The sequence below is a fragment of the Leuconostoc sp. XM4 genome (assembly GCF_055698815.1).
The window spans coordinates 338,277-360,266 of sequence record NZ_CP134507.1; the positions used below are offsets into that span (position 1 = coordinate 338,277).

Here is a 21,990-nt window from a genome sequence, read left to right on the forward strand (position 1 = left end):
ATCGCGATGTTCAAACGTGATAGAGTATCAATGATTATCGTTGTTGTTCTGACGGCTATTGTCGTTTATTTTTTGACAAAAGAATTAAGTGGTAAAGGACACCAACTGTCCGTGGCGTTGGAAAATCTGGATTGGCATTGGTTACTTTTTGGCCTGTTCACGATGATTATATCAATTTTCCTTGAGGCGGCTGCTACAAGGGCCTTATTGAGCAAAGAAGATCGGCGCCATACCTCGGTTTTGTCCTTATTAAGAGTTCCGCTACTAAACTTATTGGGAACAGGAGTCACGCCATTTGCTACTGGAGGCCAGCCGGCACAACTATATGGTTTATCGCGATCTGGAGTAGAAACTGGGCGGGCGATGTCTGTTATTCTCATGAAGTTTTTAGTCTATCAAATTGTTGTTGTGGTATTCTTTATAATAGGCTATGTCTCTGCCGAACACTTTATTTATCAACAGGTTAATCCCACTTTCGCAACATTCATCCCCTTTGCCATAGCGATTCATGCTGTAGTAATTATTGGTATTATATTGGTTATGTTTTGGCCATCGTTAACATTACGCTTGGTCGATTTAGTGGCAATAGTTGTAAAAAAAATGATGCGTCGCGAGCGTTTTGAGCGATTAATTGCGAATGTTAAGCAAAAGATTGATAATTTTCATACCGAATCACGTCGCGTAATTAGCAGTTGGCAATCATTGGTTGGCGCCACTTTTTTTACTTCATTACAACTGATTACGTTCTATATGATACCTTATTTTGTCATACGTGCTTTCGGCTATCAGTCTGTCAATCCGTGGCTGATTGTAACGATGAATATTATGATTGTTATGGTGATTTCCTTGTTCCCAATCCCAGGTGGTGTTGGTGGTGCAGAGCTTAGCTTTCAATTATTGTTCTCACCTTTTGTTAAAAATCCAGCAACATTGATTCTCGTTATCTTACTTTGGCGATTTATTACTTATTATTTTGGTATCTTTGCAGGGATAATTGCTTACCTTATTCCTGCTCACCATGATAGGAGGAGTGACAATGCTTGACAACAAATACAATACGAGTGATTTGAAACAAATTTTAAGTCGGTTACGTGCTATGATTGATTCAACAGATGGCAGCGTGCAAACGCGTCGATTTGATGCTTTTGGCATTGAAGCTTTACAGGTTACGTATGATCAATTGACAAGGATCTGGACAGTTCAGGAACATCGTGAAATTCGACAGTTTCAGTTTGATGATATTGATTTAGTTGCAATTGAAATTTATGATGTTTTACATGATTTCAAACTAATTTATTAGGAGGGTGCCCAACACATGCTATTAGGATGTTATCGGGCACGTTTATAACAAATGATAAGTTTATTAAAACGAATCTCAAATCCCAGAAACCTCTGGCACCAAGTTAAACGAACTATGGATACATCGGCGCCAATAGTTTGGTTTTTCATATTAAACGTCGTTCTTGTGTGGTTGAAGACGTATGCTGAATACCACATGAATTTTAATTTAGGTGTGGAAGGATCAACGCAGCAATTTTTGCTATTTTTGAATCCCATCCCGACGGCTATTATATTTTTAAGTATTTCCTTGTATTTTCGTGGCGTAACCAGTTATTGGTTGGCAATTATTTTTAATTTGATTCAGTCAATATGGTTATTTGCGAATATGCTATACTACAGAGAATTTTCAGATTTCTTATCCATGGGTATTTTGGGTTCGGGTAGTTCAACTGGAACAAATCTTGGTAAATCAATTGCGGCAATTATTCATTGGACGGATTATCTTGTCTTTATTGATATTGTGATCTTAATCTTGCTAGTGGTTTTCAAGCAATTAACGATTGATCATAAAGGCGTTCAAAAAAAGTTTGCTATTTTAACGACGCTTTTTGGTGTCATCTTGATGTTAGTAGATTACGGCATCGCATCAACGGATCGTTCAGGTTTGTTGACCCGTTCGTTTGATAATAATTACATTGTTAAATATTTAGGATTGAATGAATATGCTGTATTTAACGCTGTACAAACTTATAATCAAACTGAAAGCCGGAAGCGAGCAAAGCCATCCGATTTAGCTAAAGTAAAAAAGTTTGTTGCTACGCAAAAACTGCCTGCCAATATTCAGTATTATGGTACGCAAAAAGGTAAGAACGTCTTTATGATTCATTTGGAATCATTTCAGCAGTTCTTAATAGATTATAAAGTTGATGGGCAGGAAGTCACACCCAACCTGAACCAGTTCTATCATGACCAAAACACACTAAGTTTCGATAACTTCTATAACCAAGTTGGTCAAGGGAAGACATCTGATGCGGAGATGATGCAAGAAAACTCACTATATGGTTTGGCTACAGGTTCTGCTATGGTCAAGTATGGTACGAGTAATACGTTTGAGTCATTACCAGCTATCTTAGGACAAAGAGGCTATACAACTGCTGCCTTTCACGGGGATGTTGCAAGTTTTTGGAATCGTGATAATACCTATAAATCATTTGGCTATAATTACTTTTTCTCTAAAGCTTATTATGCTAATGCAAACAAAGCAAACTATAACATTGGTTATGGGATGAAAGATAAAATTTTTCTGCGAGATAGTGCGAAGTATATTGAACAGCTCCCACAACCATTTTATGCGAAGTTAATAACCGTAACAAATCATTATCCATATGATTTGGATAAACAAAATATCAGTTTCCCAGCAACAAAAACTGGAGACAAAACTGTTGATGGTTATGTTCAAACTGCTCACTATTTGGATCAGGCATTCGCTGAGCTGATGAGTTATCTCAAAAAAGCTGGGTTGTATGACAATTCTGTATTTGTGCTGTATGGTGATCACTATGGAATTTCTGAAAATCATCAGGATGCTATTGCACAGCTACTTGGTAAAGATAAAATTACTAACAATGATTTAGCTACTTTCCAAAAAGTACCATTCATGATTCATGCGACAGGGCTAAAAGGTGGTATTGACCATACATATGGTGGTGAAATTGATATGTTGCCAACTTTAATGGATGTGCTTGGCATCCCAGATAATAATATGACAATGTTTGGACAAGATATGCTATCCTCGAAGTACGATGGTAAAGTAGTTTTCCGTGATGGTGATTGGATAACGCCAACGTATACGAAATACAATAACCAGTATTTTAATACTAAAACTGGTGATCAAGTTACGCTCAAATCAGATAAAAAGTTGCAAAAAGTGGCAAAACAAATGTCCGCTTATGCAACCAAAGTTTTGGGTTACTCCGATGCAGTTATTACAGGCGACTTATTGCGCTTTGATACTTCAAATTCTGATTTTAATCTTATTAACAAAAAGAATTATAATTATAAAAAAACAGAGGGACTGGCTTCGCTTAAAAAAGCACTCAAGTCTAATCCTTCGAGTGTATTAGCCAAGAACAAAGGCAAATCAACACTTAGCGACTATGTCACAGATGCACCGGAATTAAAAACAGATTCTGATGACGATGACAAGTAGTCACAAAAAACGAACAAAACGCTCATGTAGAACGTTTGTTCGTTTTTTGTTATAATGGGATGATAGTGTATTAATTGTGAAATAATACTGAGCAGATTTATGAAAAGAGAACGTCAATGATAGAGCGACAGATAGAGCATGAATTTGAAATTAAGTCTAAATATGAACCAACCGGTGACCAGCCACAAGCCATTGAAAAACTAGTTGGTGGAATCAACAATCATGTTAAAGAACAGATATTACTCGGAGCTACGGGAACAGGTAAAACATTTACCATTTCAAATGTCATTAAGGAAGTAAAAAAGCCAACGTTGGTTTTAAGTCACAATAAGACTTTAGCTGGGCAGTTATATGGTGAGCTAAAAGAATTTTTTCCTAATAATGCAGTAGAATATTTTGTCTCTTACTATGATTATTATCAGCCTGAAGCTTATGTCCCAAGTTCTGATACGTTTATTGAAAAAGATTCAGCTGTGAATGATGAAATCGATAAACTACGAAACTCCGCGACTAGTTCGTTACTTGAACGTAATGATGTCATTGTAGTTGCTTCCGTCAGTTCTATTTTTGGTTTAGGAGATCCGCACCAATATAAGGATCATGTTATCAGTTTGCGTGTTGGATATGAATATGAGCGTGATCAATTAATGCGTGATTTGATTGATGTGCAGTTTACTCGTAATGACATTGATTTTCATCGTGGAACGTTTCGTGTTCGTGGTGACGTGATCGAAATTTTTCCTGCCTCCCAAGATGAAATGGCTTTGCGAATTGAATTTTTTGGTGATGAAATTGATCGTATCCGAGAAATTAATTCTTTGACAGGAGAAACAATAGCAGAACGTGACCATGTAGCTATTTTTCCAGCAAAACATTTTATGACCGATGACGACCAAATGCAAGTGGCATTGGACGGTATCCGTCAAGAAATGAACACTCAGGTTGAGCTATTCAAAAAAGAAGGTAAGTTATTAGAGGCGCAGCGTATTAAACAACGTACAGAGTATGATTTGGCGATGCTCGAAGAAATGGGATTTGTTGGCGGCATTGAAAACTACTCACGTTGGATGGATGGTCGTCAAGCGGGTGAACCACCATTTACATTGATTGACTTTTTTCCAGATGATTTTTTGATTGTTATTGATGAAAGTCATGTTACCATGCCACAAATTCGCGGTATGTTTAATGGGGATAAAGCTAGAAAAGAAACGTTGGTTAACTATGGCTTTCGTTTGCCAAGCGCATTAGACAATCGGCCATTAAAACTTCCTGAATTCGAAAAACACGTTAACCAGATTATTTATATGTCAGCGACACCTGGTGATTATGAAAATGAGCGTGTCGATTCAAAACACGTTATTCAACAAATTATTCGACCAACGGGGTTGCTTGATCCAGAAGTTGAAGTGCGACCTGTTATGGGACAAATTGATGACTTGGTCGGGGAAATAACGAAGCGATCGGAGCGTGATGAACGTGTGTTTATCACAACGTTAACCAAACGTATGGCTGAGGACCTAACTGATTATTTGAAGGATTTGGGAATAAAAGTAGCTTATTTGCACGCGGATATCAAAACACTTGAACGTACGGAAATTATCCGTGATTTACGCTTGGGTAAATATGATGTTTTAATTGGTATTAACTTATTGCGTGAGGGGATTGATGTTCCTGAAGTATCCTTAGTAGCTATATTGGATGCTGATAAAGAAGGATTTTTGCGTAATCCACGTTCATTAATCCAAACTATTGGCCGTGCCGCACGTAATGAAAATGGACACGTTATCATGTATGCGGATAAGATGACTAGATCCATGCTTGAAGCTATTGATGAAACAGCCCGCAGGCGAGAAATTCAGATGCAATATAATACGCAACATGGTATTACACCGAAAACAATTAAGAAAGATATTCGTGACCTGATATCTGTCACACATGCTGCTACTGAAGAAAAAGTTGTTGATTTGACAAAGGTGGCGTTTAACGACTTACCTAAAGATGAGCAACAGTCTATTGTGGATAATATGACGAGTCAAATGAAGGCGGCTGCTAAGGCACTTGACTTTGAAGAGGCAGCTCAATTACGCGATACGGTAATGGAATTAAAAACACGTGCTAATCTTTAATTGAACTGATATAAACGAAAAAGAGAAAATAATGGCAAAAGATCATATCGAAATACGCGGTGCTCGCGCTCATAATTTAAAAAATATTGATGTAAATATTCCTAAAAATCAACTCACAGTCGTTACTGGTCTATCTGGATCAGGTAAATCATCATTAGCTTTTGATACCCTATACGCAGAGGGGCAAAGGCGCTACGTGGAAAGTTTAAGTTCTTATGCACGCCAATTTTTAGGTCAAATGGACAAACCAGATGTCGATTCTATTGATGGTTTATCACCTGCTATTTCTATCGACCAAAAAACAACATCTAATAATCCACGCTCAACCGTTGGTACAGTGACTGAAATCAATGATTACTTCCGTTTACTATACGCACGTGTTGGGCGACCGGATGATCCAAAAGATGGTACAAAAATTATGTATACAATCGATCAAATGGTTGAATATACATTGAATAACTTGCCTGAGGGTACAAGATTACAAGTATTTGCACCAATCATTAGAGGAAAACGCGGATCGCATGAAACAGCATTTGACCATATGCGCAAACAGGGATATATTCGAGCTCGTGTAGATGGAGATATTATTGAGATTGATTCACAGCAGTTGAGTCTTAATAAAAACAAGCCTCACGACATTGACGTTATGATCGATCGAATTGTTTTACGTGGCAATTCTCGGTCACGTCTATTTGACTCGATTGAAGCAGCTGTTCGTTTGAATGACGGCCAAGTTGAACTTGATGTGGTAACTCGTGATGATGAAAATCCAGTTGCACCATTAAAGTTTTCTGACCACTATCTTGGAGAGTTGAAGGATTTTCGTGCAGGGCGATTAGAACCGCGCTTGTTCAGTTTCAATGCACCATTAGGAGCTTGTGAGTTTTGCCAAGGTTTGGGTGTTACGCGCGAAGTGGATATTGATTTAGTAATTCCGGACGATACGAAAACCTTGAATGAGGGAGCTATTCTGCCATGGAACCCAATATCATCCAATTATTATCCGGAAATGTTGCGTCAATTTGCTGAGCAATTTGCTATTGACATGGACACACCATTTAATAAACTTCCTAAAAAACAACAAGATTTAATTCTGAATGGTTCTGATGAAAAGGATTTTCACTTCCATTATAAAAATGATTTTGGCGGGGTTCGTGATGTTGATATCCCCTTTGAGGGAGTAATAAATAACATTGCTCGCCGTTTCACGGAAACAAATTCAGATTTCACGCGCGAGCAAATGACTCATTATATGACAGAATTAAAGTGTAAAGCCTGTGGCGGTTATCGCCTAAACAAGGCCGCACTTTCAGTCAAAATTAATGGCAAACATATTGGTGAGGTGTCGGAGTTACCGGTTGATCAAGAATTGGCATTTTTTAATAGTGTTTCCTTGGGACAACAGGATAGTGAGATTGCCTCGCCTATTATCAAAGAAATTAAGGATCGTCTTGGCTTCCTACAAAGCGTAGGTTTAAAGTATTTAACACTTTCTCGTTCAGCACGAACGCTTTCTGGCGGAGAATCTCAGCGAATTCGTTTGGCTACTCAGATTGGATCTAATTTATCAGGAGTTCTTTATGTTTTAGATGAACCTTCCATTGGTTTGCACCAGCGTGACAATGATATGTTGCTAGAGTCAATGCATCGTATGCGTGACTTAGGAAATACCTTAGTTGTTGTCGAGCACGATGAAGATACAATGCGTGCGGCTGATTATTTGATAGATGTCGGCCCTGGTGCTGGTGCTTTGGGCGGTACTATTGTGGCTAGTGGCACGCCCGCTGAAGTTGAAGCCAACAAAAGCTCATTAACTGGACAATATTTATCTGGGAAAAAATTTATTGCAGTACCTGCCAAGCGCCGAAAAGGGAATGGCAACTGGATTACGGTGAAAGGCGCCAAAGAAAATAACCTAAAAAACATTACTGCAAAGATACCTCTAGGAAAGTTTGTTGCGGTAACAGGTGTTTCAGGTTCTGGTAAATCAACATTAGTCAATACAGTGTTGAAGCGAGCTTTGAAGCAAAAACTAAATAATAACTCTGAAAAACCAGGTGCGTATCGATCAATTGAGGGCACTGAAAATATAGAACAAATAGTTGATATTGATCAATCACCAATTGGACGTACACCACGTTCTAATCCTGCGACCTATACAGGTGTATTCGATGATATTCGTGATTTGTTTTCACAAACAAATGAAGCTAAAATGCGTGGATACAACAAAGGACGCTTTTCATTTAACACAAAAGGTGGTCGTTGTGAGAATTGTCGTGGCGATGGTGTGATCAAAATAGAAATGAATTTCTTGCCTGATGTGTATGTAGCCTGTGAAGTTTGTGGTGGTACTCGTTATAATTCAGAAACGTTGGAAGTTACCTATAAAGGCAAAAATATATCACAAGTCTTAGACATGACTGCTTCAGAGGCACTTGAATTTTTCACGCCTATTCCAAAAATTGCTAAAAAGCTACAAACGATTAATGATGTGGGCTTGGGTTATGTAAAACTAGGGCAATCTGCAACGACTTTGTCAGGTGGTGAAGCCCAACGCATGAAATTAGCATCGGAACTTCATCGACGCACTAATGGTAAAACAATTTATATTCTGGATGAACCAACTACTGGTTTACATACTGACGACATTGCTCGCTTGCTAGAAGTGCTGGAACGGCTAGTAGATGTTGGCAATACTATTGTAGTTATTGAGCATAACTTGGATGTGATTAAGTCAGCTGATTGGATAATTGACATGGGTCCAGAAGGCGGCGCTGGTGGTGGAAAAGTTTTGGTCGCCGGCACACCTGAAAAGGTGATGAAAACGGCAGGATCTTATACCGGTAAGTACTTGAAAGAAGTAATTGAGCGCGATTTGTCACGAGCTTAAACAAGAAATCTCTCAAGTAACGACTAAAACCACCTAGCAATTTGTTGGGTGGTTTTGTGTTAAAATGAATGTAAGTATATGGAAGGTTAACTATTATATGAAACCCAAAATCGTCATTATTGGTGGTGGTTCGGGTCTACCTGTAATTATCAAGCCGCTTGTGAAACAAGAAGTTGATTTATCAGCAATTGTGACAGTGGCTGACGATGGTGGATCAAGTGGACTACTACGAAACTACATTAATATAGTACCTCCCGGAGATATTAGAAATATCCTCGTAGCAATGGCAGATACGGACGCGGAATTTTTAAAGGTTATGCAGTATCGTTTTGATGCAAAAGATGATTTTTTTGCCAAGCACGCTGTTGGAAATCTAATTATCGCTGCGATGACTGAAATGCATGGAAATATTTTTGATGCGGTGCAATATCTAGCTAATTTTATGCATGTTCAAGGGCATATTTATCCTGTTTCTAACGAGCCTCTAGTGCTACATGCTGAATTTAAGAATGGCAACACAGTTGCTGGAGAAGCTGAAATAACACATGCACATCAAACAATAGACCATGTTTGGGTAACAGGTGATGAACCAGGTGAAGAGCCTAAAGCTGCTCCAGAGGTTGTTGAAGCGATTTTGAGTGCGGACTTGATTGTCTATGGTCCCGGAAGTCTGTTTACATCAATTTTACCTAATGTAGTTGTGCCTGAAGTCCGTGAGGCATTACAGCTCACTAAAGCCAAGCAAGTTTACATTGCCAACATTATGACTCAAAAGGGCGAAACTGATGCTTATACAGATGCACAACATCTCCTTGCTTTAAATGCACATATTGGCATGCAAGCAATTGACTATGTCATTTCAAATAGTGAAAAGGTTCCTGATGATTTTGTCGACTTTCAAAAGTGGAATGAGGTTTCTAATCAGGTGAAGCTTGACGAGCAGGCAGTTGTGGTTCAAGGAGCAACTCAAATTTCAGGTGATTTTTTGCAGTTACGTGACGCTGGTGCATTTCATGATGGTCAAAAAATTACTGAAGAATTATTGAAAATTTTGGAGCAGTGCTAAATGTCATATGCAGCAGATGTAAAAAAAGAGCTGACTGGTTTGATTGTTCATGCCGGAAATGCAAAAGCTGAGTTGGCAGCTTTAATGAGAATGAACGGGGTTAGTACCCTTGGTTTTGATCAAACAATTCGGGTGCAAACTGAAAACGCTGCTATTGCCCGTCGAATTTATACACTCTTAAAAGAAACTTACGTTGAAGTTGAAGTTGAAGTCAGCGTAACAGATCACAATCATTTATCACAACACAAATCCTATGGGGTATTACTAAAAACTAAGATTGATGAGGTACTGGATGATTTAGGTATTGATCCATTTGGCTTACATCCAGAAGTACCTCCGCGTATGCTAAATCAAGTTGACAAACGGCGTTCTTTTTTACGCGGTGCTTTTTTGGCTGCTGGATCAGTTAATTCACCAGAACGAGCTAACTATCATTTGGAAATTTATACGACCCACGAAGAACTAGCTGAGCAATTGATGATAATGATGCAAGAATTTGATTTGCCATCAAAAATTTCTGAGCGAGGTAATGGTTTTATTGTCTATTTGAAACGCGCAGAAAAAATCGTGGACTTTTTGCAAACAATTGGTGCGACTCAATCTATGCTCAAGTTTGAGGATATTCGTATGATGCGTGATATGCGTAATTCAGTTAATCGCCTGGTCAATGCTGAAACAGCAAACATACAAAAAACAGCAATCGCAGCTAATAAACAAGTTAGTCAGATTAATTTAATTATTGATACATTGGGTAGTCTAGACATATTACCAAAAAAACTGCGTGACATCGCGAAGGCAAGATTAGAATATCCTGATGAAACGTTGGCAGAATTAGGTGAAGTACTAGATATTAGTAAATCAGGTGCTAACCATCGCATGCGTAAATTAACACAACTGGCAACAATGATTGAGCAAGGTATAGACTATGATTTAACAAAGTTGTAAAACTTTTTAGCACTCTCGTCTCTAATGTGCTAAAATATATATAAGTTAATTATTAAATTAACCACTCTAAGATATGAGGTAAAATATATGTGGCCAGGAGTTATTGAACAAACTGCCAATGGACGTGAAAATTATGATTTACCATCACGTTTGTTAAAAGATCGTATTATTTTGGTACAGGGCGAAATTGAAGATAGTATGGCAACATCAATCGTTGCGCAATTGCTATTCTTAGAAGCTCAAGATCCAACAAAAGAAATTTCTATGTATATCAATTCACCCGGAGGATCGGTGACAGCTGGATTATCAATCACTGATACAATGAATTTCATTAAGGCACCAGTAACAACTATTGTAATGGGCCTAGCGGCATCAATGGGAACAATCATTGCTGCATCCGGTGAAAAAGGGCATCGTTTTATGTTGCCAAATGCTGAATACCTCATCCACCAACCAATGGGCGGTGCTGCCGGTGGAACACAGCAAACTGACATGGCAATCATTGCAGAACAGTTGACGAAGACACGTGCCAAGTTGAACAAAATTTTAGCTGATGCTTCAGGTAAGGATTTGAAGACAATTGGTCGCGACACTGAACGTGATAATTGGATGAGTGCTGAGGAAACATTGGAATATGGTTTCATTGATGGTATTTTAACTAAATCAGGTGAAAAACCAGCAACAAAGTAATACGCAATACATGAAAAAAACACCATATCAAGGTTTTATTACCTTGGTGCGGTGTTTTTGTATACTACTTATTATCTAAAACGATTTAAATTTTCGACGCTTGAAACATGATAACCTTTCTTTTCTAAGCGTTTGATAAGTTTTTCCAATTGCTCGCTATCTTCTTGCAAGGGAAGCGTGAAGAGAACTGTTAAGGGTTTAAGCTCAGATTGAATGGTAAGTAGTGATTCAATATTTGAATAGCGTGTGATGATTTTAGAAATTTTGCTCAAATCCCCTTGAGTGTTATGTGTTGAAATAGCTATGGCAACACCTCCAGAACGGACTGACCAACTTTGTGACAATAAGTCCATTAAAGCATCGTGCGTAAAAATACCATAAAACTGATGATTTTCATCTAAGACAGCAATAAATGGTAAATCTCTAATCGCAAAAAAAACTTCATAAAATTTACTATTCGTGTAAATAAATTTTGTTGAGTTGCGCATAATGGCTGTTGCAGGTAAGTTCATATTCCCGTTTTTTGCAACGTGTTCAAAAACGTGTTGTTTATAGACATTACCACGAAAAAGCTTGCCTGATTCGTCAAGAATAGGCATGGTGCGTGTGTGTGCGTTTTCTGGGTCATTAAAAATATCGTATACTTCTTGAATTGTTGCATTTTCGGTTACGGTTGTTAACTCCGATTTAGGGATTACCAAAGATTTTTGAAACATTATCCTGTCCTAATCTAATTTTTTTATCATTAAATAGCCATACAATATGATAACACAAAATTGTAGTGTGTGCGTGGTATACTGGAGGTTAGATTATTTTAGAATGCTTTATGAGGAATAGAAACGTGAAATTTATATTTGGACTTGGAAATATTGGTGCAGAATACGACCAAACACGCCACAACATTGGCTTTATGGCTGTTGATGCTTTTGCGACAGCAAATCATATGTCATTTTCTCCAAGTAAGCAATTTGCTTTGGTTGCTAAGACAATCATAGGCGGAGAATCAGTCATGTTGGTTAAGCCAACAACATACATGAACGATTCTGGTAAAGCCGTTCGAGCCATTCTGGACTATTACGACGGAGATGTTGATGATGTATTAGTATTGGTTGATGATATGGATCTACCATTTGGTAAAATGCGTTTTCGTGCGAAAGGATCGGCGGGTGGTCATAATGGCTTAAAAAGCATCATGACGCATACTGGTTCCCAGACATTTCTGCGTTTGAAATTTGGACTAGGGCATCCTGTTCATGAGCAAAATGTAGTTGTTAATTATGTTTTAGGAAAATTTACTGCAGCAGAAAAACCAGACATAGACGCAATGTTGGACCGTAGTACGCAAGCGATAGCGGATTGGATTCAAGGTGCCACAGCACCTGAACTAAGTAATCGATATAATGGATAAATGACATTAATAGACTTTTTAAGTGACACAGTAACAATTAAAAAACTTAACGAACAGGCAACTGTGGGCTCAGCACAGTTGCTTTTAGGCGTGAATGGCACCGCTCGTGCGGCTAGTATTGCTGCCTTATACCGTAAAAATCCCCGACCAATGTTGATTATATCTGACACGCAAGTGCATGCTGATCAATTTTTCGATGATCTGTCATCTTTGCTTGAAGATTTGGTCTACAACTTTCCAGCAGAAGAGTCTATTGCCACAGAAATGGCAATTAGTTCTTCTGAATTACGACTACAACGCGTACAAACATTACTTGCCTTAAAAACAGAAAAACCTATTATTGTGGTTACAAGTTTGGCAGGTGCAGAACGTTTGGTACCTAAAAAGCAGTCACTGGAACAAGCACATTTACATGTTAAAGTTGGGGATGCTTACAATTTGAATGTCATTAAAAACACTTTAATGATGATGGGATATACGCCAACTAAATTAGTTCAAACACCAGGTGAATTCGCACATCGAGGATCAATTGTTGATGTTTATCCAATTACCTTTGATGATCCTATTCGACTTGACTTTTTTGATGATGAATTGGACCAATTAAAGAGCTTTGATGTTGCGACCCAAAAAAGTACCACTAGTTTTGACGAAATCAATATTGAACCGGCGACAGATTTTATCGTATCAGAGCATCAGTATGACCAGGCTAAGTTAGCGATTGAAAGCGCTTTTAGCGATTACCGCACCAATCTAAGCGGGGTTGATAAAAAGCATGCCACGGATGGCTTTGCTCCCACACAGTATATGTTGAACGAACGAGAACGAGGTAGTGTGTTAGTGCCATATGCTCCTTTTTTCTTTGATGGCCAGACAACCCTACTTGACTATTTTCCAACTGATTCGTTAATCATCATTGATGAATACACACGATTAATGGAAACGCGACTTCAGCAAATGACACGTGATCAGGAATGGATTGAGCAGCAAATTGAAGCGTATCAGTTATTACCAAAACAAACTTGGCGAACTGAAATCACCGATTTATTAGCAAGTAATCAACATGCGACAATCTACTTAGCTAATTTTCAGCGTGGACTCAACCGAATTAAGTTTACCAATGTTGAAGAAGTGACAACGCGCCCAGCAAATCAGTATTATGGACAAATTCCTGCCTTGAAAAATGATTTAATATATGCACAGGAATCTGGTATTACAATGGTGTTATTAATTCCTGACGCTAAACGACGGGCTAACTTTTCTCGTAGTTTATCTGAATTAGAAGTACCGGTCACTGAGACGCGAGATATAGTGAAAAACCAAGTACAAATTATGCCAGGTGAGCTATCAGCTGGATTTGAATGGCCAAAATTACATTTGACCGTACTAACTACACATGAACTATTTACACAAGCAAAGCATTCCGCACCGCGAACCCGCAAAATTGCTAACTCAGAGCGTTTGAAATCTTATAATGAATTGAATGTGGGCGATTACGTTGTTCATATTAATCATGGTATTGGTCGCTATGAAGGCTTGCAAACAATTGAAGCTGACGGTGGAAAACAGGATTATCTAACAATTGCTTATCAGCAAAATGCGAAAATATTTATTCCTGTCACACAACTTAATCTTATTCAAAAATATGTTGGTGCATCTGATGTTGCTAAGAAACCTAAGTTAAACAAATTGGGTGGTAGTGAGTGGGCTAAAACAAAAAGACAAGTTGCGGCAAAAATTGAAGATATTGCTGATGATTTATTAGAGTTATACGCTAAACGCGAAGCGCAGCAAGGGTACGTTTTTCCACCGGATGATCATGCCCAAATCAAGTTTGATGATTCTTTTGGTTACCCAGAAACACCTGATCAAATTCGCAGTATTGAAGAAATTAAAGTTGATATGCAAAAGCTGCGACCAATGGACCGGTTACTTGTGGGAGACGTTGGCTTTGGAAAAACTGAGGTTGCCTTGCGTGCTGTTTTTAAAGCTGCTCATTCTGGTAAACAAGTCGCCTTTCTAGCACCAACTACAATTTTGGTTCAACAACATTATGAAACAATGTTGGCTAGATTTAGTGATTTTCCAGAAATTAAAATTGGCGTATTAAGTCGTTTTCAAACGCCAACCCAGAACAAAATGATTATTGAGCAGCTTCAAAATCACGAAATCGATGTAGTTGTCGGTACGCACCGTTTGTTGAGCAAAGATGTGGACTTTTCAGATCTTGGTTTACTAATCATAGATGAAGAGCAGCGGTTTGGTGTTAAACATAAAGAAAGACTAAAACAGTTACGAACAAGTGTTGATGTCCTAACATTGACTGCAACACCAATTCCACGTACGCTTAATATGGCTATGGTGGGCGCCCGTGATTTATCTGTCATTGAAACACCGCCTGCAAACCGATATCCAATTCAAACTTATGTTTTGGCAATGGATTGGAAAATAGTTCGTGATGCGATTGAAAAAGAAATTGCACGTAACGGTCAAGTTTTTTATCTACACAATCGTGTTGCTGACCTAGACCGTATTGTTAGTCAAATAGAAGAATTAATTCCTTCGGCGCGTGTAGCTGCAATTCATGGGCAGATGTCAGAAACACAGCTTGAAAGTATCCTATATGACTTTTTGAATGGACAATATGATGTTCTAGTAACAACCACAATTATTGAAACAGGTGTCGACATCCCTAATGCAAATACTTTAATTGTCGAAAATGCTGATCATATGGGGTTGGCACAGCTTTATCAATTGCGTGGTCGTGTTGGGCGTTCGACACGCTTAGCATATGCATATTTTACTTATCCATTTACGCGTACACCCTCAGAAGAAGCCGAGAAAAGACTTGAGGCCATACGCGATTTCACGGAACTCGGTTCAGGTTTCAGAATAGCTATGCGTGATTTAAGTATTCGTGGTGCAGGTGATTTGCTCGGTAAACAACAACACGGATTTATTGATTCAGTGGGTTATGACATGTATACTCAAATGTTGAAAGATACTGTGGCACAAAAACAGGGAAAACAAGTTACGACAAGCCAACCAGAAACGGATGCAGAATTAATCTTAGGTGTGCTAGCTTATTTGCCAGATGAGTACGTTAGTGATAATGCACAAAAAATTGAATTATATTCTCGCATTCGTCAGGCTAGAACTGATGCAGAATTTGAAGACATTGAGTCTGATATGCTTGACCGCTTTGGTGAAATGCCAGATGAGGTGGCCCGATTATTGCTCGTAGGTCAAATTAAGCAGTTAGCTGATCAGTCACAAATTACGAATATACGACGCCAAAGAAAACAATTAATTATGACATTTAATGAAACAGCTACGAAAAACTTAGCTGGAGAAGCCATATTTGAGACAATGGTTGACGTGCCGTTAAAAGCAGCTGTACGAACAGAAGAAGGTAATTTACAAGTGATCTTCACTGTGAACGATGTCGCAGAAAGTAGTATCTGGCTCAATATTTTACGGAACTTTTTGTTAGTCATTATTAATAAATTATCAGCAAAAACATTAAATGAACTTCATCATTAAATATAGGAGAAGAATATGCGTTTAGATAAATATCTTAAAATTTCGCGGTTAATTAAGCGTCGGACGGTCGCCAAAGAGATTGCTGACCAAGGACGAATCTCAATTAACGGTAAAGTTGCTAAGTCATCATCAGATGTGTCCACAAATGATGAATTAGAAGTACGTTTTGGAAACAAAACGCTGACAGTTAAAGTACTCAAAATTGTTGAAACAACCAAAAAAGAAGAATCTGCTGACATGTATGAAGTTATTAGTGAGAAATTTCAGCAAGATTTTCGTAAAATTGGTGACGAATAATAGCCAAAATGTTTAAGTTAGTTTAAATATTATTGTAAAATGATAAAGAACGTGACAAAATTACATTAGGTAGAATTCACTATGGCGGGTAATTTTAAAAGAAGACAATCAAATATTACACCGTTAAACCCAGCGATAGCACGTGAAATTAAAAAATCAGAACGTGCTAACTCGGAAGCGGCAAAACATTATCGCAAGGCGCACGCGCGACGGGAGAAAAAAATTCTTCTTTTTGGCGGGTTGATAGCGATAATTTTTGTTGTGCAACTCTTGATAGGCCAAGTGAAGTTGCATGCGGCTAATCAAGAACTAACGAATACACAAGATCGTTTGGAAAAAGTCCAAAAAACCAATACTGATTTAACTGCTGATACAAAACGTTTAAAAGACGCAACGTACTTACAGCAACTACTACGAGACAAATATGGTTATTCAAAGCAAGGAGAACTTGTTTATAATTTACCATCCGATAATAATTAAGGAAGCGCCCTAGGGGTGCCTTTTTCGTATATGACAGAAAAAATTTTGCAAACTATACAACAGTATAATTGGCCAGAGACAGTTATCGTTGCAGTTTCTGGTGGTGTTGACTCCGTAGTTCTAGTTCATGCGTTGTCAAAAACTAAGGCCAACCTTGTTATTGCGCACGTGAATTACAGGTTACGTGAGGAAAGTGATGATGATGCTGACTTCGTTCGGCAGCTTGCGACTCAAACTGGTGCCATATTTGAAGAACAGGTTTGGCAACATATTCCTGACCATGCAGTGGAAAAAGCAGCTCGTCAATTTCGTTATGATTTTTTTGAGGAGTTAGCTCAAAAGTATCACACGAATACAATCGCTGTTGCCCATCACGCAGACGATCAAGCAGAAACAGTCCTTCTTAAGATGATACGAGGAGGGCAACTACAACAAATGGGTGGCATGCAAACAAAGAACCATAAAGTTATTAGGCCCTTTTTGTCGATAACTAAACAAGAACTAATTACTTATGCACAGGATAATCAGTTGGGGTGGCGTCAGGATAAAACGAACTTTGACGTTGATTATACGCCGAGAAATTTATTGCGTAACGATGTTTTACCAAAATTAACAACTATTAATCAACGAGCCGTCAGACATATTAATAATATGGCCGCACAAATTTTACAACAACAGCGGTTAATTGATAATCAGGCTAAAATATACGCTAATGATATTCAAGACTGGCAGAAGATTCCTACACTTTGGCAACTACCAACACTGAAATATTGGCTCCAAAAAAATAAGCTATTTAACATTAAAGAAAATCAACTGCAGCAAATGATTCAATTGTTGAGCAATACCCATAAACCGAATGGAAAAATTGCTCTGGCAGATAATTTTGAGTTCATAAAAAATTATCAAAAAATTAGTATACAAAAACAACAAAATATGGCGCAAGTTTTGACGCCAGTTATGTTAAAATTGAATCAATGGCATTCTTTTGCAAAAACAACGTTCATGTGGACTGATAATGTCCCTATGAACGGCCAATCATTTATCAAGTTTCAGCTTACGCGTTCATTACCATATCTAAGCTTGCGCCCAGCAAAAGCGAGTGATAAAATTGCTCTCATAAACGGCCATAAAAATTTACGACGTTTAGCAATTGATGAGAAACTGACGCCGCAAGAACGTACAATGATGTGGGTTCTTGCGACAGCCGATGATGAAGTAATTGCAGTGCATTTACGCAGTAATCAGTGGCGTGTAAATGCGGATTTTGCTGTTAAAGAAAATACACAGCCATATTGGCTCGTATGTCAAATTGAGGAAACCTAAGTGGATAACGATATACAAGAAGTGTTGTATGACCAAGAAAGTATTCAAAAAGCGGCAGAGCGTTTAGGAAAACAAATTACCCAAGATTATGCGGGTTCAACGCCTTTGTTTTTATCAGTGCTGAAAGGCGCCTACCTTTGGACAGCTGATTTACTGCGCGAAGTAGATTTATATGCTGAACTAGAATTTATAAAAATCTCTAGTTATCATGGCGGTGTCTCAAGTTCTGATGAAATAACGCTCGTAACAGACGTTCGCTCAGATGTTCGAGGACGAGATGTTATCATTTTAGAAGACATTGTCGATACTGGACAATCATTACTTTTTTTGAAAGAATTACTTGCGAAACGTGGTGCAAAATCAATTAAAGTAGCGACTTTACTTGATAAGATTGAAGGTCGAAAAGTCGAAGTTGATGCTGACTATGCAGGATTCAATGTCCGTAATGAATTCGTAGTTGGTTACGGACTTGACTATGAAGAGCACTACCGCAATTTACCTTATGTCGGTATTTTGAAAAAAGAAGTATACACTAAATAAACTTCGAACAAGAATTGAGGAAATACAATGAACAATAATAAAGGTGGCTTCTTACGAAGCAGTGTATTCTATATTTTCATATTTCTTGCTGTTGTAGGAATGGTTTACGGCTTGTTTGGTAACGATAAGACAACCACGAAAACGATTACATCAAGTGAATTTATTAAAGCACTGAATGATAAAGAATTGAAGTCAGTTACAGTACAGCCTGGTAACAGCATCTATAATGTTACTGGAACGTATAAGAAGGCACAAACAGCAACCAAGGATAAGGGACTTAGTTTATTCCAACCTACACAAAAGGTAACTAAGTTTACGTCAACTTTGCTACCCAATGATGCGTCGCTAAAGTCAGTGACAGACGCTGCTACAAAGACTAAAACAGAATTAGTGACTAAACAAGCTGAAAATTCTGGATTTTGGTTAAACTTGTTGGTATCCTTAGTACCCGTTTTGTTGATTGTTGCGGTATTTTACCTGATGATGAACCAAGCTGGTGGCGGAAAAGGTGGTCAAGGTGGCATGATGAGCTTTGGTAAATCCAAAGCCAAACCTTCAGATCCCAAGGATAACAAAGTACGTTTTGCTGATGTTGCTGGTGCCGAAGAAGAAAAACAAGAACTGGTTGAAGTTGTTGAATTTCTAAAAGCGCCAAAGAAGTTTGTGAACTTAGGGGCCCGCATACCAAAGGGTGTATTGCTAGAGGGACCTCCCGGAACAGGTAAAACGCTTTTGGCCAAAGCTGTTGCTGGTGAAGCTAGCGTACCATTTTTCTCAATGTCAGGATCAGATTTCGTAGAAATGTTCGTTGGTGTTGGTGCATCCCGCGTTCGTGACTTATTTGAAAATGCTAAGAAATCTGCGCCAGCCATTATCTTCATTGATGAAATTGATGCAGTTGGTCGTCGTCGAGGAACAGGCATGGGCGGTGGTAATGATGAGCGTGAGCAGACTTTGAACCAAATTTTGATAGAAATGGACGGTTTCGAAGGTTCTGAAGGTGTTATTATTTTAGCATCTACTAACCGTTCTGATGTCTTAGATCCAGCGTTGCTTCGTTCAGGTCGTTTCGATCGTAAGATTTTAGTTGGAGCGCCGGATGTTAAAGGACGTGAAGCAATCTTAAACGTCCATGCAAAGAACAAGCCATTGGCAGACAATGTTGATTTGAAAGCTATTGCTCAGCAAACTCCAGGGTATGTTGGAGCGGATTTGGAAAACTTGTTAAATGAAGCGGCATTACTTGCTGCCCGTCGAAACAAGTCCAAAGTTGATGCTGCAGATATTGATGAGGCTGAAGATCGTATTTTCCAAGGTCCAGCCAAGACAAACCATAACATGTCTGAATCAGAGCGTCGTACAACTGCCTATCATGAAGCTGGTCATGCGTTAGTAGGATTAGTTCGTTCAGAAGCTTCAGTCGTTCGAAAAGTTACTATTGTTCCGCGTGGTCGCATTGGTGGCTATGCCTTAATGACGCCTAAGAATGATCGATATAACTTAAAATATTCAGAGGCTAAGGAGCAACTGGCTGGTTTGATGGGTGGTCGTGCCTCAGAAATATTTATGTTTAACGAAGCTAGTTCAGGCGCGTCAAATGATTTCCAACAAGCAACTGGTTTGGCTCGTCAAATGGTTACGGCTTTCGGAATGTCTGATAAGTTAGGCATGGTTCAACTTGAAGGTAATGCTAGCGTTGGCTATGCTGATCAAGCTGGTAACCGTGCATACTCTGAAGAAACAGCCCGTTTGATTGACGAGGAAGTACGTCGTTTGGCACGTGAAGCGTTTGATGATGCTATTGCTATATTGCGCGACAATAAAGACAAATTGACAGCAATTGCTGAGGCTCTACTTGAAGTTGAAACATTAGATGAAAAGCAAATCAAGGATATTTATCTAACAGGAACCTTTACTCGTAAGGATATCCAAGATGATACAGAGCTTGCAAAAGCAAAGTCGTTTGAAGAAGCAAAAGCTGCTGCTGATGCTAAGGATTCACAAGCTGAACAACGCTTTGAAAAACAAGATGAAGAAAAGTCATCTGACGATCACTCAGAGTCCAAAAATGAGGATACTGATTCAACAGATAAGTCAGAAACAGATGACAATAATACAGAAAATAAGTAAAATAGAAGTTGACGGTGACGTCGACTTTTTATTTTGTCATGTGTTTAGCAAATACAAAAGTAATAAACTGTTAAATAAAAAAATATTAAATTAAACATAGGGAAAATTATGGCAGATCAATTTATCAAAGCAATTACTAAAAACAAGTATTTTCGTACGTTTGCCGTAAATGGGACCAATCTCGTCCATCAGGCAGCGCAAATCCACGAAACATCGCGTATTGCTGCTGTTGTTCTTGGACGTAGTTTGTTGGCCACGACCTTGGCAGCTCAGGCCGTCTTGAAAGGTGAAGAAACCTTATCAACAAAAATTAATGGACGCGGACCAATTGGCAATGTTGTAGTAGAATCTGATGCTAAAGGAAGTGTGCGTGGCTACGTAACCAACCCTAACCTTGAGACACTTATAAATGAAGCGGGACAGCTTGATGTGGCTAAAGCTGTTGGAAAAAATGGCTTTCTACAGGTTACAAAGTTTGCTCCCTATTCTGATCCTTACATAGGTCAGAGTCAATTGGTTAGCGGAGAAATTGGGGACGATTTTACATATTACTTAGCACAATCAGAGCAAACACCATCGGTTATAGGTGTTTCCGTTTATATGAACAGTGATGATACGGTTGCTGGAGCAGGTGGCTTTCTTGTTCAGGCGCTACCTGACGCTACTGATGAAGCAATTGATCAACTTGAGGTAGCTCTAAAAAATATGAAACCACTTTCTGAAATGATTCAAGAAAGATATACGCCATTAGAAGTACTTGAAGAGATTTTTGGGAAAGGTGAAGTTGAGATCCTTCAAACAGCTGGCATCGGTTTGGCCGCAGAGCCATCCAAAGACGCTTATGCTAAAATGTTGCTCACACTTCCAGCATCTGAAATTCAGGCAATGATCAAAGAAGACCATGGCGCTGAAATTGTGGGAAAGTTCTCCGGAAAGCGTTACTTTTTCACAGAGGAACAATTATCCGAAATTTTGAAGCAGATTGAAAAAAATAACGAGTGACTTTGAGATTATTGTTTTTTTTTGGTATGATATTTAGTTAGTAGGCGTGTATTTAAAAAACGC

17 protein-coding genes are annotated in these 21,990 nt (G+C 38.5%); 16 read left to right on the forward strand and 1 reads right to left on the reverse strand.

The window, feature by feature from the left end; translation table 11 throughout:
- Positions 1–6: 6 nt before the first annotated feature.
- The 8 genes from RHP64_RS01910 to RHP64_RS01945 all read left to right on the forward strand — a co-directional run bounded on the left by RHP64_RS01910 (position 7) and on the right by RHP64_RS01945 (position 11,207).
- A complete protein-coding gene (locus tag RHP64_RS01910) occupies positions 7–1,044 on the forward strand; it encodes a lysylphosphatidylglycerol synthase transmembrane domain-containing protein (protein WP_011679251.1) in 1,038 nt (345 codons plus the stop codon).
- Entirely contained in the window at positions 1,037–1,300 is a 264-nt protein-coding gene (locus RHP64_RS01915) for a YkuJ family protein (RefSeq protein WP_004164725.1), read from the forward strand. The genes RHP64_RS01910 and RHP64_RS01915 overlap by 8 nt, the downstream gene beginning before the upstream one ends.
- 51 nt (positions 1,301–1,351) lie before the next feature.
- Positions 1,352–3,490: an LTA synthase family protein gene (locus RHP64_RS01920; RefSeq protein ID WP_025267766.1), complete on the forward strand. Its 2,139-nt coding sequence runs from the start codon at positions 1,352–1,354 to the stop codon at positions 3,488–3,490.
- A 116-nt stretch (positions 3,491–3,606) separates the two neighbouring features.
- Positions 3,607–5,616, forward strand: a complete 2,010-nt coding sequence (uvrB, locus tag RHP64_RS01925) for an excinuclease ABC subunit UvrB (RefSeq protein ID WP_014324295.1) — start codon at positions 3,607–3,609, stop codon at positions 5,614–5,616.
- A 31-nt stretch (positions 5,617–5,647) separates the two neighbouring features.
- Positions 5,648–8,506, forward strand: a complete 2,859-nt coding sequence (gene uvrA, locus RHP64_RS01930) for an excinuclease ABC subunit UvrA (protein WP_025267767.1) — start codon at positions 5,648–5,650, stop codon at positions 8,504–8,506.
- Between the two features lie 97 nt (positions 8,507–8,603).
- A complete protein-coding gene (locus tag RHP64_RS01935) occupies positions 8,604–9,572 on the forward strand; it encodes a gluconeogenesis factor YvcK family protein (RefSeq protein ID WP_011679256.1) in 969 nt (322 codons plus the stop codon).
- Entirely contained in the window at positions 9,573–10,517 is a 945-nt protein-coding gene (gene whiA / locus RHP64_RS01940) for a DNA-binding protein WhiA (protein WP_462785054.1), read from the forward strand.
- 87 nt (positions 10,518–10,604) lie between these two features.
- Positions 10,605–11,207, forward strand: coding sequence for an ATP-dependent Clp protease proteolytic subunit (locus RHP64_RS01945; protein ID WP_014324297.1), 603 nt, complete (start codon positions 10,605–10,607; stop codon positions 11,205–11,207).
- 71 nt (positions 11,208–11,278) lie between these two features.
- Here the strand turns inward: RHP64_RS01945 and cbpA are convergent, their stop codons facing one another.
- A complete protein-coding gene (gene cbpA, locus RHP64_RS01950) occupies positions 11,279–11,923 on the reverse strand; it encodes a cyclic di-AMP binding protein CbpA (RefSeq protein WP_011679258.1) in 645 nt (214 codons plus the stop codon).
- Positions 11,924–12,048: 125 nt separating this feature from the next.
- On the opposite strand from cbpA, the gene pth reads away from it, so the two are divergent.
- From pth to hslO, 8 genes are all read left to right on the forward strand, one after another.
- A complete protein-coding gene (gene pth, locus RHP64_RS01955; RefSeq protein ID WP_010291225.1) occupies positions 12,049–12,615 on the forward strand; it encodes an aminoacyl-tRNA hydrolase in 567 nt (188 codons plus the stop codon).
- Positions 12,616–16,155: a transcription-repair coupling factor gene (gene mfd, locus RHP64_RS01960; protein WP_025267768.1), complete on the forward strand. Its 3,540-nt coding sequence runs from the start codon at positions 12,616–12,618 to the stop codon at positions 16,153–16,155.
- A gap of 15 nt (positions 16,156–16,170) precedes the next feature.
- Positions 16,171–16,452: an RNA-binding S4 domain-containing protein gene (locus tag RHP64_RS01965; RefSeq protein WP_004164715.1), complete on the forward strand. Its 282-nt coding sequence runs from the start codon at positions 16,171–16,173 to the stop codon at positions 16,450–16,452.
- An 81-nt stretch (positions 16,453–16,533) separates the two neighbouring features.
- Positions 16,534–16,932, forward strand: coding sequence for an FtsB family cell division protein (locus RHP64_RS01970; protein ID WP_011679260.1), 399 nt, complete (start codon positions 16,534–16,536; stop codon positions 16,930–16,932).
- Between the two features lie 30 nt (positions 16,933–16,962).
- Complete coding sequence (gene tilS, locus RHP64_RS01975) at positions 16,963–18,255, forward strand: tRNA lysidine(34) synthetase TilS (protein ID WP_025267769.1); 1,293 nt, start codon at positions 16,963–16,965, stop codon at positions 18,253–18,255.
- The gene (gene hpt / locus RHP64_RS01980; RefSeq protein ID WP_010277907.1) at positions 18,256–18,795 is read left to right on the forward strand and encodes a hypoxanthine phosphoribosyltransferase; all 540 of its coding nucleotides are present in this window, start codon (positions 18,256–18,258) and stop codon (positions 18,793–18,795) included. It begins immediately after the preceding gene.
- A gap of 27 nt (positions 18,796–18,822) precedes the next feature.
- Positions 18,823–20,925 (forward strand): ATP-dependent zinc metalloprotease FtsH, encoded by a 2,103-nt coding sequence (gene ftsH / locus RHP64_RS01985; protein WP_011679262.1) that lies wholly within the window; start codon positions 18,823–18,825, stop codon positions 20,923–20,925.
- Positions 20,926–21,033: 108 nt separating this feature from the next.
- The gene (hslO, locus tag RHP64_RS01990; RefSeq protein WP_061514762.1) at positions 21,034–21,927 is read left to right on the forward strand and encodes an Hsp33 family molecular chaperone HslO; all 894 of its coding nucleotides are present in this window, start codon (positions 21,034–21,036) and stop codon (positions 21,925–21,927) included.
- Positions 21,928–21,990 lie beyond the last annotated feature (63 nt).